The organism is Collinsella sp. AM20-15AC, from assembly GCF_003471405.1.
Taxonomy (GTDB): domain Bacteria; phylum Actinomycetota; class Coriobacteriia; order Coriobacteriales; family Coriobacteriaceae; genus Collinsella.
Genome location: NZ_QRJA01000006.1, coordinates 15,077 through 30,158, shown reverse-complemented (window position 1 = coordinate 30,158; position 15,082 = coordinate 15,077). Strand labels below are relative to the sequence as shown.

Annotated in this window: 10 protein-coding genes; all 10 read right to left on the bottom strand. The window is 59.4% G+C overall.

Annotated features, from left to right (window positions below):
• Positions 1 to 30 precede the first annotated feature (30 nt).
• Complete coding sequence (locus DW233_RS03055; RefSeq protein WP_118266652.1) at positions 31 to 882, bottom strand: acetylxylan esterase; 852 nt, start codon at positions 880 to 882, stop codon at positions 31 to 33.
• Positions 875 to 1,852, bottom strand: coding sequence for an acetylxylan esterase (locus DW233_RS03050; RefSeq protein ID WP_117647499.1), 978 nt, complete (start codon positions 1,850 to 1,852; stop codon positions 875 to 877). Before DW233_RS03050 ends, DW233_RS03055 begins: the two co-directional genes overlap by 8 nt.
• 80 nt (positions 1,853 to 1,932) lie before the next feature.
• Complete coding sequence (locus tag DW233_RS03045) at positions 1,933 to 2,760, bottom strand: ABC transporter ATP-binding protein (RefSeq protein WP_006236159.1); 828 nt, start codon at positions 2,758 to 2,760, stop codon at positions 1,933 to 1,935.
• Positions 2,761 to 4,776, bottom strand: coding sequence for a dipeptide/oligopeptide/nickel ABC transporter permease/ATP-binding protein (locus tag DW233_RS03040; RefSeq protein WP_118266651.1), 2,016 nt, complete (start codon positions 4,774 to 4,776; stop codon positions 2,761 to 2,763). It lies immediately after the preceding gene.
• A gap of 3 nt (positions 4,777 to 4,779) precedes the next feature.
• The gene (locus DW233_RS03035) at positions 4,780 to 5,736 is read right to left on the bottom strand and encodes an ABC transporter permease (RefSeq protein ID WP_055251823.1); all 957 of its coding nucleotides are present in this window, start codon (positions 5,734 to 5,736) and stop codon (positions 4,780 to 4,782) included.
• A gap of 157 nt (positions 5,737 to 5,893) precedes the next feature.
• Positions 5,894 to 7,507, bottom strand: a complete 1,614-nt coding sequence (locus DW233_RS03030) for an ABC transporter substrate-binding protein (protein ID WP_035138897.1) — start codon at positions 7,505 to 7,507, stop codon at positions 5,894 to 5,896.
• Positions 7,508 to 7,872: 365 nt separating this feature from the next.
• Positions 7,873 to 9,813, bottom strand: a complete 1,941-nt coding sequence (uvrC, locus tag DW233_RS03025; RefSeq protein ID WP_370448031.1) for an excinuclease ABC subunit UvrC — start codon at positions 9,811 to 9,813, stop codon at positions 7,873 to 7,875.
• A 6-nt stretch (positions 9,814 to 9,819) separates the two neighbouring features.
• Positions 9,820 to 11,400, bottom strand: a complete 1,581-nt coding sequence (gene murJ, locus DW233_RS03020; RefSeq protein WP_118266647.1) for a murein biosynthesis integral membrane protein MurJ — start codon at positions 11,398 to 11,400, stop codon at positions 9,820 to 9,822.
• Positions 11,401 to 11,505: 105 nt separating this feature from the next.
• Entirely contained in the window at positions 11,506 to 12,006 is a 501-nt protein-coding gene (ybaK, locus tag DW233_RS03015; RefSeq protein WP_089573609.1) for a Cys-tRNA(Pro) deacylase, read from the bottom strand.
• A gap of 132 nt (positions 12,007 to 12,138) precedes the next feature.
• Positions 12,139 to 15,018, bottom strand: a complete 2,880-nt coding sequence (uvrA, locus tag DW233_RS03010) for an excinuclease ABC subunit UvrA (RefSeq protein WP_117645696.1) — start codon at positions 15,016 to 15,018, stop codon at positions 12,139 to 12,141.
• Positions 15,019 to 15,082 lie beyond the last annotated feature (64 nt).

The window sequence follows — 15,082 nt, the reverse complement described above, 5'->3', positions numbered from 1 at the left end:
ACCCACTCTTGTTGGCAGTGTCCAGGCCGTCTAGGCCAAAGAACACGGGTAGAACGTTTGGTTAAAAAAGTCGATGACTTCGTTTTCGAACGCATTGATGCGCTCATGAGCGTATTTGGCATAGATGATATGCCTCCGGTCACACTCAAGACCGTTGAATACGGCAAACTGGCCCTTGGGATCGCTCACGGCATCCATGAGCGATGTGCCCATGAGCACCGATCCACGCACCCGAGACGACAACGCCTCGAGGCCACCGGGAATTGGATTGGCAACCGCCGTGCAGGCGAGGCCCCGCTCGTCCAGAGCAGAAACCGCCAGCGCGACTCCGCCGCCAAGGCCCTCGCCCCATGCAAAGATGCGGTCGGGGTCCACGCCATCAAGATTGCGCGCCACCTTCGCCATCGCGCAACCCCAACGGACGCGCTTGACAAAAGCAGGAGAGGCAATCCCCTGCTGCAGCTCGGTGGATCCAATCGCCTCATCGTCCAGCGCTAAAACGGCATATCCCATGGCGGCAAACCTCGTCATGTGATGCCATCCCCGCACGGGTCGGTCGATGTCGTGAAACATCAGACATAGCGGCACAAGCTCGGATGCTCGGGCGCGACCGGCAGGCTCGATCAAACGCGCGTGGACCACATCGCCACTAAGCTCAAAGGAAACCTCGGAGTAGCGGGCATACGGATTGGCGAAATCGATCGCCGTAATACTCGGCCCGCAAACCTCAAGGTCCGAAGCGGCTATCTCTAATTCGGAAACATCCGCAGAAGCATCACCGCGCCAATCCCGGAAATCAGCGAGCCTTGACGAGACCGTTCCGGGAATCCCCACAAGGTCGGAGACAATCAGCTCATTGACATTGCTCTCGCACTTAGACATGAGCCTCCCCTCCCTTGCAGAAAAACGGAATGATCAGATCGTCAAAATCCTGAATCTCCTCGTGGCCAAAGCCTTCAAAGAACTCATGACGCTTTTCACAGGTCAGGTTGTTATAGACCGCAAACTGCGTCGCTGGCGGACAGACGGTATCGGCTGTGCCGGTGCCAAACAGCACGGGGCATTTGACCATAGGGGCAAAGTTCTTGGAATCGAAGTACGCCAGCTTGGCATAGGCTTCGTCGATACGAGTCGAGTCCTCGTCAAACCAGCGAGACCAATAGCGCAGGCCCTCGTAGGCAATGTCGTCGGCATCCAAATCCCAGACCAGGCGGAAATCCGACAGGAAGGGATAGAGGATGGCGGCGCGATTGATAAGCTCGCTGTTAAGTGCACAGGTCGCAATGCCCAAACCGCCGCCCTGCGACGCGCCGTTCACAAACACACGGGCAAGATCGATGCCCTCGAGCTCGCGAACGATGCGGCACAGGATGCGAATATCTTGGTGCAAGCGGACATAGTAGAGGTTGGCCGGATCGCCGTCGATACCGGCGACGATATGGCCCGCGACCGTTGTGCCCTCAAATCCACCAATGTCCTCGGAGGGACCTCCTTGGCCGGGGCAGTCGAGGGCGATGAGTGCCATGCCCATGCCCGCAAACGACGCCTGCTCAAACCAGCTGCGGCTTGCACCCGGATACCCATGGAACTGAAGTACCAATGGCACGGGCTCGTCCGAGACGGGTTTAAGGTACTTGGCATGCAGGCGAGCGCCACACATGCCGGTATACCAGAGGTCGAAAAGCTGGCAGGTCACGGCATCGGTGACCGACGCCGTCTCGATCGCATAGTCAAGCCCGACGGCGTCGGCCTCGGCCATGCGGTCCTTCCAAAAGAGATCGAAATCTGATGGACGGGGCATGGCGCCCCGATACCCACCAAATTGCTGTTGTAGCTCCTGAGCACTTGGCATGGCTCGTGAACCCAACCTTTCGAAATCGCAACGGAGGTGCGCCCGGCAAGGGAACGGGGCGCACGGGAGGGAAAGCGAGACTACTCGCCGAGCTTGGGATGCAGCAGCGACGGCGCAGCGCCGAGCAGCATCTTGGTGTAGGGGTCCTGGGGGTGCTGGAAGACCTGCTTGGCCTCGCCCTGCTCGACGATCTTGCCGCCATTCATAACGATGATGTCGTCAGAGATATAGCGGACCGTCTGGATGTCATGGCTGATGAACACCATGGCCAGGCCGAGCTCCTTCTTAAGGTCGGTCAGCAGGTTCAGAATCTGCGCGCGGACCGAAACGTCCAGAGCCGAGGTGGGCTCGTCGGCGATGATGGCATCGGGGTTCAGCGACAGGGCGCGGGCAATTGCGACGCGCTGGCGCTGGCCGCCCGAAAGCTGGCCGGGAAGAACCTCGGCGGCGGAGCTGGGCAGACCGGTGAGCTCCAGGAGCTCCTTGACGCGCTTCTCCTGCTCGGCCTCGGTACCCAGGTTGTGGACGCGCATGGGGTCGAGCAGCTGCTCGCGAACGACCATGCGGGGGTTGAGCGCCGTGGCCGGGTTCTGGAACACGACCGAGATGACGCGACCCATGTGGCGACGGTCCTCGGCGGTACGTTTGGTAACGTCCTTGCCCTTAAAGTAGACCTTGCCGCTCGTGGGGGCCTGCAGGCCGCACATGACGTTGGCGGTGGTGGACTTACCGCAACCGGACTCGCCAACGATGCCGATCGTCTGGCCGGGCATGAGCTTAATCGTTACACCCTGGACGGCGTGAACCAGGTTGGGGTGCAGAATCGAGCCGGTACGGGTCCTAAAGGTGACGTGGACGTCATCAAGGAAGATGATCGGCTCGACGCCGTTGACTGCGGTCTCGCTCATCTACATCACCTCCGCGTGAGGGGTCAAACCATTTGCCTTGAGCACCTCGTCGGGGAGCTCGGAATAGAAGTGCTCGGTGCCGGGCACGCGCTTGAAGACCGGACGGGTGTCCAGGCCAATGCGCGGATGGCTCGAGCGGGGCGCGAAGCGATCGCCCTTGGGGAAATCGCGCGGGCTCGGAACGGCGCCGGGCACCTGGTGCAGACGGCCCGAACCGCTCTCGATGGACAGAACGGAGCCCAGAAGACCGCGGGTGTACTCGTGGATCGGGTTAGTGAGCAGCTCCTTGGTGGGTGCCTGCTCGATGACCTGACCGGCGTACATAACCGTGATGTTATGGGCGACCTCGGCGACCAGCGCCAGGTCATGCGAGACGAAGATCATGGCAAAGCCGAGCTTGGCCTGAAGGTCGTTGAGCAGCTTGATGACCTGCTTCTGGACGGTAACGTCCAGAGCGGTCGTGGGCTCGTCGCAGATGACCAGCTTGGGGTCGCGGGTAAGGGCCATAGCGATCAGAACACGCTGACGCTGGCCACCAGAAAGCTCATGCGGATAGCTCTCGAGCGTACGCTTGGGATCAAGGCCGACGAGCTCCAGGAGCTCCTCGGCGCTGCGGGTGCCGCCGCGCTTGGTGAGCTGCTTCATCTGGGCAGAGATGAGCATGGAGGGGTTGAGCGAGGACAGGGCGTCCTGATAGACCATAGCGATATCGGTACCGCGCAGGCCGAACCACTCCTTCTTGCTCATCTTGAGCAGGTCGCGGCCCTCCCAGAGGACCTGGCCGGAAAGGTGCTCGTCATCGTCGGTCAGGCCCATGATGGCCAGCGTGGTGATGGACTTACCGCAACCGGACTCGCCCACCAGGCCCATGGTCTGACCAGGACGGACGTCAAAGCTGACATGGTCGACGACGTTGATATCGCCGTGATGCTCAAACTGAATGCAGAAGTCACGGACCGAGAGAATCGGTTCGACAGACTCGTCGGGCACATGGCGATCGTCACGCTTGAGCTCGACATCGCGCAGGGCGCCAAGGCGAGCGGAGAGGGACTGGGCCTGCTCCTTGTAGGCGCGAACGGGGTCGGAGACCAGCAGGTCGGCCTCGCGACGCTTGGAGGAATCGGTCGGATCCAGGGCGGCGGAGGGAGCAGCGGCCATGGCGTCGGTAATGCCCTCGGAGAGGATGTTGAGCGCCAGGCAGGTGATCATGATGGCCAGGCCCGGGAACAGCGCCTGCCACCAACGGCCGGCGAGCACGCCGCCGCGGGCGTCGGCGAGGATGTTGCCCCAGGTAGCGGTGGGCTCCTGGATACCAGCGCCGATGAAGGTCAGCGAGGCCTCGAAGATGATGGCGTCGGCGACCAGGGTAACGGTGAAGACCATGATCGGGGCGATGCAGTTACGCAGAACATGCTTGATCAAAATCCACGGAGCCTTGGCGCCGGAAACGATGACCGCGCGGACATAGTCCTCGCCGTACTCGGACACGATGTTGGCGCGCACGATACGGGCAATCTGCGGAGTGTACATAAAGCCGATGGCGAAGATGATCGACGGCACGGAGTTGCCCAGGATGGAGACGAAGACGGCCGCGAGGGCGATGCCCGGGATGGACATGATGATGTCCAGGATACGCATGATCGTCTCGGAAACGGCCTTGCGCGAAACCGCCGCAAGGGCGCCCACGACCGAGCCGCAGACCAGAGCCATGGCAGTGGCGCCAAAGCCGATAATCAGCGAGTAACGACCACCGTAGAGCATGCGCGACAGAATGTCGCGACCCTTATCGTCGGTACCGAAGATAAATCCGTTGCCGGGAGCCTGGCGAGCCGTAAAAATCTCGACCGGGCTATAGGGGGCAAGAAGGGGCGCCAGAATCGCAGTCAGGGCGACCAGCACCAACACGACGGCGGCAATCTTAGAAGACAGCGTCATCTTCTTCCAGCCACCGAGCTTGAGCCCCTTGGAGGCAGCCTTCTCGAGCTGCTCGGTTTGCTTCTCTCGAATCTTTACCATAATCTACACCGTCCTGATGCGCGGGTTGATGAGCAGGTAGAGCATGTCAACCACGATGTTGATGATGATGAAGGCAAGAGCAACGACGATAACGACGCCCTGAACCAGGTTCGCCTCGTTGCCCTGAACGCCCTGCAGAATCGCGGTGCCCATGCCGGGGAGGTTGAAGATAACCTCGATGACGACGGCGCCGCCCATGAGGTAACCGATCTTAAGACCGAGGGTGGTGACCGGGGTGATCAGCGCATTGCGAAGAACGTTGATGCCGACGACGACCTTCTCGGGAACGCCGGCGCCGCGAGCCATACGGACATAATCCTTATCGAGCTCCTCGACCATGGCGGTACGCACGATACGAGTCATCTGGCCCGTCAGCGGAAATGCCAAGGCGATAGCGGGCATGATCATACGTCCCAGATAGCCAGCCGGATTCGTGGTGAAGTGAGGCAGAGCACCCGATGCCGGAAGCACCTTAAGGTAGGAAGAGAACAGCAGGATCAACAGAACGGCAAGCCAGAACGACGGGGTTGCCAAGCCGGCGATGGAAAAGACGCGGATCACTTGGTCCGGCCATTTGTCGCGATACAGTGCCGCGATGACGCCGAGTAAAAACGAAACGACCGCACCGATGGCAAGGCCGATGAAGGTCAGCTGCATCGTGACGGGCAGGGCCGTGGAGATGCGCTTGGCAACGGAGTTGCGAGCAGCACCATAGGTGCCCATGTCGCCATGGATCAAATCGCCCATATAGCGCACGTAGCGCACAGGCCAGGGGTCGTCCAGACCATACTTCTCATGGTACTCGGCAACCGCCTCGGGCGAGGCACCGTCACCCAACGCCGTGTAGGCGGGGTCGGTCTTGGAGAACGACATAAGGAAGAACACCAGGACGGTGACGCCCAATGCCATGATCGGCAGCGCCACAAGACGCCTTCCAATCAAACGTAGCAAGTTGTTCACGTTCTCTCCCCTTTCTTTTGTCGGTAGGACCAACTGGTATATGAGTACGGATACTCATTACAAGACCCGAGCGACATCGAGGTCGCCCGGGTCTTTGTTTCAACTATGAGGATACGGTCCCAACGACCGACATCCTGCATACAGACTCAAGCGAGTCTTACGCCTTGACGGTCGCAACGCCCCTGAAGGACATGCTCGTCGTACCGATGCCCTTGAAGCCATCGAGGGCCTCGCCGTTGGGCGCAGTGGACGGATCGTCCCAGGAAGCGGAGACGGTCTTGACGTGGACAACGGGGTACAGAACGGCATTGTCGGCAATGATGTCGAAGCACTCGTTCCACTTCTTCTGCTGCTCGTCGCCCTCGGCGGCAAGAGCCTCGTCCATGAGACCGTGGAGCTTCTGCCACTCAGCGGACTCCTTCCACGGGCAACGGGTCTGCATCCAGACGTTGTCGCCGTACCACCAGTTGAGCAGCAGGTCGGGGTCGGCGCCGAAGCAGGAAGGATCGCCAGGGGCAAGGAGGATATCGTAGGCCTCGCCGCCGTCGATGGCAGCGTAGGTGGCCGGCGAGGTATCGGTCTGGATGGTGACATCGAAGCCGAGAGCGTCGAGGTCGTTCTTGACCTGGGCGGCCATACCCTTAATCTGCTCGTTGTCGGTGGTGCGCAGGGTGATGGCACCCGGGGTGATGCCAGACTCCTCGATGAGCTTCTTAGCCTTCTTGGCGTCGGTCTTGTACACCGTGGAAGCCTCATGATAGTTGGTGAAGCTCTTGGGCAGGTAGCAGCTGGCAGCGGTGGCAAGGCCGGCGAAGGTGTTGCTGACCATCTTCTCGGTGTCGAGCGCATACATGACAGCCTGACGGACCTTGACGTTGTTCCAAGGCTCCTTGGCGACGTTGAACATGATGAAGCGGGTGCCGAAACCCTGAACGTTATCGATCTTGCAGCCGGCACTCTCGAGCTGGTCGACGGCGTCAGCGGTAACGAGCTCCATAACGAGCGTGGAGCCCTCCTGCTGAGCGGTAACGCGAGCGGTGGGGTCGGTCAGGATGCTGTACTGGATCTTCTTATCCTCGGCAGCATACTCACCGTTGTACTCGGGGTTGGGAACCAGGGTGATCTCAGTATCGGAGATAGAGTCGTACATCCAGGGGCCGGAGCCGATCGGCTGCTTGGCGCGATCCTCCTCGGTCTGGGTGGCCGGGGTAACGCGGACGATGGCCAGACGATCCTTGAGCAGGGAGAAGTTGGGGACCTTGGTCTTGACCGTCACGGTGCTGGCGTCCTTGGCCTCGATGGACTCGAAGGGCTGGAAGAACGGAGCATAGGTAGCGGAAGCGGCGCAAGCGGTGTAGGAGGCAACGACATCGTCAGCGGTGACCTCGGTGCCATCGGAAAACTTGGCGCCCTTGCGGATGGTGACCTCGAAAGTGGTGTCGTCCACAGACTTGGGATCGTCGGTGGCGAGCTCGTTGAAGGTGCTGTAGTCGTGGTAATCGATGCCGTAGAGGCCCTCGACGACGTGCCAGTTAGCACCCAGGCCCACAGCGGAGCCGGTGCTGGCGGGATCGAAGCTGGACGGAGCGTAAGCGGAACCAGCGGTGATCACGCCGCCGCCACGGTTGGCGGAATCGGTGGAACCGGAAGCGGAACCCTCGTCGCTAGAGCTGCCACCGCAGCCGGTGAGACCAAGCCCTGCGACAGCAGCGACGCTGCCGGTGAGGCCGAGGAACGAACGCCTGGACATACCCTTGTTGATGATGGCCATGTCTTCTCCTATCAATAGAGAATCTTACCCGGGAGCGCCTAGACGTGCCCCCGCGCAACTTGCGGACGATATATACCTTACCTACCGACGAACCCAACTGAGGTGCCGCGCTCGGCGACCGATACATACATACGCTTGAACGGTATTTGCTACCGTTCACCGAATTCATTGACAAACGATTCGCCAGACAGTATGTATCGACGAGGTGAGATATCAGTCTTCGTCAACCCGCAGGATAGCAGGGTTGTTCACCATGGCTAGTCAAACGTTTTAGCGTTAATTAAACCCGAAATCGGCTGGTAATCGCCGTGAAATAAATGATTGAAAATCACGCAATCATGTATATCAGTTGTTTAGAGGCGTGTTTAGTTTTCGGATTGCTTTGCCGCCGCCTCGGCGCGCTCGGCATTCCATGCAACGAGCGCCTCGTGAACCGCTTTGGCGACATCGGCAGGAATGCCTCGAACTTCCGCGATCTCTTGCTCGCTCGCCGCGCGCAAACGCTTCATCGAGCCAAAATGGCGCATAAGGGCACGTTTTCTGGTGGGTCCCACGCCTGGAACGTCATCGAGTACCGAAACCGTCATGGCTTTATCGCGCAATTCGCGATGGAACGTGATGGCAAAACGGTGCGATTCATCGCGCACCTGTTTAATTAGATAGAGCGACGCGGACCCGGTCGGCAGCACGACGGGAGTCTCGTCCCAAGGCACGAAAACCTCCTCATCGGCCTTTGCCAAGCCACAAACTGGTATATCGAGCCCAAGAGCCTCAAGTTGCTTGATCGCAGCGGTCAATTGCGGCTTACCGCCATCGACAACGAGCAAATCGGGGCGCGAGCCAAAGCGCTCGTCGGCCATGCGCTCGGGAGCATAACGTCGTCCCAAAACCTCGGACATCGACACGAAGTCGTTTGCCTCGTCCAATTCGGCCTGAATTTTAAAACGACGATACTGACTCTTGTCGGCGCGCCCGTTGGTAAACACCACCATCGAGGCGACCGTGAAGGTGCCATGCAGTGTAGAGATATCGAAGCACTCGATACGCAACGGCGGCGATGGCAGCGCCAACGCACTTTCGAGCTCCAGGAGCGCTTGATTGGTGCGGTCGTCAGCGTACCCCGTTCGCATCATGTAGCGCATGAGAGCATGGCGCGCATTTTTGGATGCCATATCGAGCAGACGGTGCTTTTCGCCACGCTGCGGCCTATGGAGATGGCAGGAACGCTCACGCTTGCCCGCAAGCCACTCCCCCAGCGCCTCCGCATCCTCAAGCTCGACGGAAAGGTTGACCTCAGCTGGAATATCAGCCGTCTCGTCGTAATAGCGCTTAAGAAAGCCCGACTGGAGCTCTTCCTCGTCAACATCAAGACCCTTGTCGAGAATGAACTCGCAGGTGCGAACTGTTCGGCCCTCGCGAACGACGAAGACGCAAGCGGCGGAGATGGTCTCCTCGCGATAGAAACCGATGACATCTATATCGACACTGGAGGGAAAAACGACTTGCTGACGATCGTCCAGACCCCTGATGACCTCCAAACGACGTTTGACGCGTGCCGCGCGCTCAAAGTCGAGCGCCTCAGCGGCATCCATCATCTCGGAGGTCAGCTCATCGACGACATCCTTGCGATGGCCCGACAAAAAGCGCTCGACACGCTTGACGTTCTTGGCATAGTCTGCCGGGGAAATCGCGCCGACACACGCACCCGGGCCGCGCTCGACATGGTAGTCAAAGCAGGGGCGCCCGTTTTGCGCGCAAATCATATTGACGATGTCTTCCTCGCCCTTGTGGGACTCGACGATACGGCGACAACGACGCCACTCCGCACAGGATGCGGAGCAGATGGGGATAACCTTGCGCAGCGTATCTATCGTCTCACGTGCCGCGCGGCTATCGGTATAAGGTCCAAAATAGCGCGTTCCCGGCTTATGACGCTCACGCGTGTATTTGATAGCGGGATACAGGTCGCCCTTTGTAATGGCGATAAAGGGGTAGCTCTTGTCATCCTTGAGGTCGACGTTAAAGTACGGATGGTACTGACCAATCAAATTGCGCTCGAGCACCAACGCCTCGTGCTCGGTCTCCACCACGATATAGTCAAAGCTCGCCACCAGCTGCATCATAAGCGGGATCTTCTGGCGCTCGTCCTGCAGCGTCACGTACTGACGCATACGGGCGCGCAGGTTTTTCGCCTTGCCCACGTAGATGACATCGCCCTTGGCGTCTTTCCAAAGGTAGCAGCCGGGCTGCGTGGGAACGCGCGAAACCTGCTCGGCAAGCGTTGGAATGTTGTCGTGACCGGCCACGCGCACCTACTTGCGACGAATCAGCGCCGAGACCTCGGGCATCTTAAGGACGACGGCAAGGCCAAAGGTAACAGCAAGCGAGACGACACCCGCAACGCAAACGTAGCCAAGAGTAATCAGAATCGAGCCGCCAAGTGCCCCGACAAAGTGCTCAAGCGCCCACATGACGCCGGCGCCTGCGGCAGCACCCAGGCCACCGAACAAAAGGCCAAAGAAACCGCCATGCAGGATAGATTTAACCTGAAGACCACGCAGACGACGACGCAGCCACCACAGCGAGCAACCGACCAAGATCACGTAGTCGACGACATACGAAAGCGCGATTGCCGGCATACCGAAGCCCAGCACAACGCCAAACAGCAGAACCGAGCCGGCCTGGCCGATGGCGGAATACAGACAATAGCGGCTATAGGGCTTCATGTCGAGCAAGGCAGAGAAGCTCTTCTGCATCAGCACGACCACGCCGTAGAGCGGCAGGGAAAGTGCCAGGTAGATAAGAAACTCCGACACCAGCGCCACACCGGACTCATCGAACTTGCCAGCGCAGTAGATCATGTTGAGCGGACGCGCGAAGACAATCAGGTACAGCGCGAATGGAATCAGGAAGAACAGCATCTGGGCGACGCCACGCGAAATGCCCGTGCGGACGCTGTCGTAATCCTTCTCCTGTGCGTCGTGAGAGAGCTCGGTATAGAGCGCCGTCGAAAGCGAGGCGGCAATCAGCGCGTAGGGCAGCGTGTACCACAGGCGCGCATAGGCGATGACGGAAGGACCAGTCTCGGGCTGGACCACCAGCGCAGCAGCGTTGGTGATAGAAGTCGAGACAAACATGCACACCGTGGCGAGCAGCGTCGGGATACCGAGCGCAATCGTCTGGCGCAGTGCGGGGTCCTTAAAGTCGATATGGATATGGGGATGCACGCCGTGCTTGCCAAGCGCGGGGATCTGACATGCCATCTGAACAAAGACACCGAGGGTCGTACCGGCCGCAATCAAGATGATGCCGGCACGTTCGCCAAACTGTGCGGACACGGGCGCAAAGCCCATAAAGCTCGCAATGACGATCACATTGTTGAGGACCGGGGCAAACGTCGACCAGAAGTAGTCGCGGTGTGCGTTGAGGACGCCCGAAAACACCGAGCCCAAACCATAAAACAGAATCTGGATGGCAAAGAAACGGAACATGAACGCAGCGGTATCCATGCTGCCGCCGTCACCCGAAAGGAACGATTGCGTCCAGATAAAGCCCGGGGCGAACACGGTCCCCAGCAACGAAATGCCACCCAGCACCAATAGCAGAATACCGAGCAGGTTGCCCACGTACTCGTTAGAGGCCTCGCGACCCTGCTCACGCCTCACGCCCATGTACACGGGCAAAAACGCCGTCACGAGCATGCCGCCCATCACGAGTTCGTAGAGCATATTGGGCAGGTTGTTGGCGACCTGATAGGAAGACGAGAGCAGCGACATGCCGATAGCGGCCGCCATTGCCCACGTGCGGATAAAACCGGTGACGCGAGACACGATGGTCAGGATGGTCATAAGCCCGGCGGAACGACCAACCGTGGAGTAGTCCGACGAGCCCATGTCGTCAGTGTCGTCTCGCGACGAAGAAGCTTCGGATGAGGGTGTCTGAGGCGCAGATTCTTTTGCAAAATGAGCTCCGCACTTCAATTCTTCCTGCGGCATCGCTCAGTCCTCTCTCGTAATCGGGGCGACCGTCGCCCCGCAAAATGCAATTAAATCATCAGGTGCAAGCTCAAGCTGATAACCACGCTTGCCTCCCGAAATAAAAATGGTATCCCAAAGGACACATGTCTCATCAATGAGCGTCCGGTAGCGTTTTTTCATACCGACCGGACTGCAGCCGCCGCGAACGTAGCCAGTCGCCGCAAGCAAATCCTTCACATGCATCATGGCCAAGGACTTCTCCCCCGCGGCACGCGCGGCGGACTTTAGATCGAGCTCGTCGGCAACAGGGATGCAGCACACGACGTGGTCGTTGGACGGCGTCACGCAGACCAAGGTCTTAAATCCTTGTCCGGGCTCCTCGCCAAGCTGCTCCGAAATCGCGACCCCCAGGCCCGCCGACTCATCACCATCGTCTTCGTACGTATGTAGAACATAGGAAATGCCGGCGCTTTCCAGCTCGCGCATCGCATTGGTTTTTGGCGTCTTTACAGCCTTTGCCATGGCATATCCTTTCCCTCGCATTCGGACGCAAGGATTAAGTATATGTCCAATTCGGCTGCATACGTCACTTCGACACAGCAAGCGCCATCGAATCACAAGGAGTCGATGGCGCCCATAAACTGAATCGCCTATTTATTGAGCATCAAGTTGAGCCTGACGCTCCCGGTCACGCCTGAGCAACGGCGCCAAAAACTTGCCCGTATAACTCTGCGGACAGTCCGCAACCTGCTCCGGTGTGCCCGAAACCACGACGGTTCCGCCGCCGTTACCGCCCTCGGGGCCCATATCGATCAGGCGGTCGGCAACCTTGATGACATCAAGGTTGTGTTCAATCACCAGCACCGTGTTGCCCGCATCGACCAAGCGCTGCAGCACATCGAGCAGTTGGCGGACGTCCTCAAAATGAAGGCCGGTCGTCGGCTCATCCAAAATATAGAACGTCTTGCCCGTCTGGCGTCGATGAAGCTCCTTGGCGAGCTTCACACGCTGCGCCTCGCCGCCCGAGAGCGTCGTAGCGGGCTGGCCCAGGCTCACGTAGCCCAAGCCTACATCGTACAGCGTCTGGAGCTTGCGCTTAATCTGCGGGATATTCCCAAAGAAGGCCAGTGCCTCGGTGACGCTCATGTCGAGCACGTCCGAGATGGTCTTACCACGGTAGGTGACCTCAAGCGTCTCGCGGTTATAGCGTTTGCCGCCGCAGACCTCACAGGGGACATAGATATCGGGAAGGAAGTGCATCTCGATCTTAATTTGTCCGTCGCCCTTGCATGCTTCGCAGCGACCGCCGCTCACGTTAAAGGAGAAACGTCCCGGCGAGTAGCCGCGCGCCTTCGACTCCGGCGTACTCGCAAACAGCGCGCGAAGATCATCCCACAGGCCAATGTACGTAGCAGGGTTGGAACGCGGCGTGCGGCCAATCGGCGACTGGTCGATATCGATAACCTTATCGATACACTCGATGCCCTCGATTTTCTTATACGGACCCACAGGGCGCGTCGAACGGTGAATGGCATTCGTAAGGGCAGGTGCGATAGTGTCGGTAACCAGGGAGCTCTTACCCGATCCCGACACGCCGGTAACGACCGTAAGCGTACCAAACTCGATCTTGGCGGTAACGTTTTTGAGGTTGTTGGCGCGGGCGCCCGTGATCTTAAGGCAGCCGCGACCGGGCTTGCGGCGCTCATCGGGAACCCGGATCATTCGTTTGCCGGTCAGATAAGCGCCCGTCATCGACTCGGGACACGCCATAATATCGGCAGGCGTTCCCGCCGCGACTACGTGTCCGCCGTTCACGCCCGCGCCGGGGCCCATGTCGATCACATAGTCGGCAGCACGAATCGTATCCTCATCATGCTCGACGACGATGACGGTATTGCCGATATCGCGTAGGCGCTCAAGCGTCTTGATCAGGCGCTCGTTATCGCGCTGATGGAGGCCAATCGATGGCTCGTCCAAAATGTACAGGACACCCATGAGGCCGGCGCCGATCTGCGTTGCCAGGCGAATGCGCTGGGCCTCGCCTCCGGAAAGCGTCGCCGAGGCACGATCGAGGGTCAGATAGTCGAGTCCGACATCGACCAGAAAACGCAGGCGCTCCAGGATTTCCTTGACGATGCGTCCGCCGATAAACTGTTGGCGCTCGGTGAGTTCCAGGCCCTCAAAAAACTCGAGCGACTCACGGCACGACAGACAACAAACCTCGTAAATGGACTTGCCGCCCACGGTGACGGCGAGCATCTCGGGGCGCAAACGAGCGCCGTGGCAGCTCGAGCACGGCTCCTCGCGGATGTACTTCTCCAAGCGCGCCTTGGTGTTCTCATTCGTCGTCTCGGTATAGCGCTCGTACAGGATATTGCGCACACCCGAGAACTTGGTGTCCCACTGGCTGCGGCGCCCATCGAGCTTTTGATAGTCGACCGAAATCTTCTGGTCGCCCATGCCGTCTAAAAACGCGCGACACACCCGCGGAGGCAGATCCTCCCACGGCGTATCGACGCTCACCTTAAAGTGTTTGCAGACCGCAGCGAAAATCTGCGGATAGTAGTTAGAGTTGCCAAACAGGCTGCCAAAGACCCCGTCGGCGATCGACTTCGAGGGGTCTTCGATTAGGGCCTCGGCATCGACCGTCTTCTTAAAGCCCAGGCCATCGCACTCGGGGCACGCGCCATAGGGCGCGTTGAACGAGAAATCACGCGGCTGCAGGTCATCGATGGAGTGTCCATGCTCCGGGCACGCTAACGCCAGCGAATACTCCAGCAACTCGCCTTCGGTCCCCTCGGGAGCGTCGCGGTCGGGCAGCAAGTATACGTTCACATTGCCGTGCGCCAGCGCAGTCGCCTGTTCAACGGACTCGGCAATACGGCCCAGCGAGTTCTCGCGAATCACGATGCGGTCGACCACGACCTCGATATCGTGCTTGAATTTCTTATCCAAATCGATAGGGGCATCAAGCGAGCGAACCTCGCCGTCGACACGCACGCGGCTAAAGCCTTCGGCGCGAAGGTCCTCAAACAGCTTGGTGTACTCGCCTTTTCGCCCGCGCACCACCGGTGCCAGCACAAACGCGCGGCGGCCCTCCCCCGCCGCCAGGACCTTATCGGCGACCTGGTCGGTCGTCTGGCGCTCAATGACGCGGCCGCATTCGGGACAGTGCGGGGTGCCCACACGGGCGAACAGCAGACGCAGATAGTCATAAATCTCGGTTACGGTGCCAACCGTCGAGCGAGGGTTTTTAGATGTCGTCTTTTGGTCGATCGACACCGCCGGCGAAAGGCCGTCGATTGAATCCAAGTCGGGTTTGTCCATCTGGCCCAAGAACTGGCGCGCATAACTCGAAAGGCTCTCGACGTATCGACGCTGGCCCTCGGCATAGATAGTGTCGAATGCCAGCGAACTCTTGCCCGAGCCAGAAAGACCGGTAATGACCACGAGTTGGTCACGCGGAATGGAAACATCGATATCACGGAGGTTGTGCTCACGAGCGCCGCGAATAACGATAGAGGAATCAGACATGGAAGCTCCTTGCCTCCTATTGCATCGAATCATACTGCCGATGAGTTTAGCGCACTCGACGCGC

What these genes read in the sequence shown, in the direction of transcription:
- DW233_RS03045 (WP_006236159.1), bottom strand. Translation starts at nt 2,760, where the DNA reads ATGAGCGAGACCGCAGTCAACGGCGTCGAGCCGATCATCTTCCTTGAT.
- uvrA (WP_117645696.1), bottom strand. Translation starts at nt 15,018, where the DNA reads ATGTCTGATTCCTCTATCGTTATTCGCGGCGCTCGTGAGCACAACCTC.
- DW233_RS03055 (WP_118266652.1), bottom strand. Translation starts at nt 882, where the DNA reads ATGTCTAAGTGCGAGAGCAATGTCAATGAGCTGATTGTCTCCGACCTT.
- DW233_RS03050 (WP_117647499.1), bottom strand. Translation starts at nt 1,852, where the DNA reads ATGCCAAGTGCTCAGGAGCTACAACAGCAATTTGGTGGGTATCGGGGC.
- ybaK (WP_089573609.1), bottom strand. Translation starts at nt 12,006, where the DNA reads ATGGCAAAGGCTGTAAAGACGCCAAAAACCAATGCGATGCGCGAGCTG.
- DW233_RS03040 (WP_118266651.1), bottom strand. Translation starts at nt 4,776, where the DNA reads ATGGTAAAGATTCGAGAGAAGCAAACCGAGCAGCTCGAGAAGGCTGCC.
- murJ (WP_118266647.1), bottom strand. Translation starts at nt 11,400, where the DNA reads ATGGGCTCGTCGGACTACTCCACGGTTGGTCGTTCCGCCGGGCTTATG.
- DW233_RS03030 (WP_035138897.1), bottom strand. Translation starts at nt 7,507, where the DNA reads ATGGCCATCATCAACAAGGGTATGTCCAGGCGTTCGTTCCTCGGCCTC.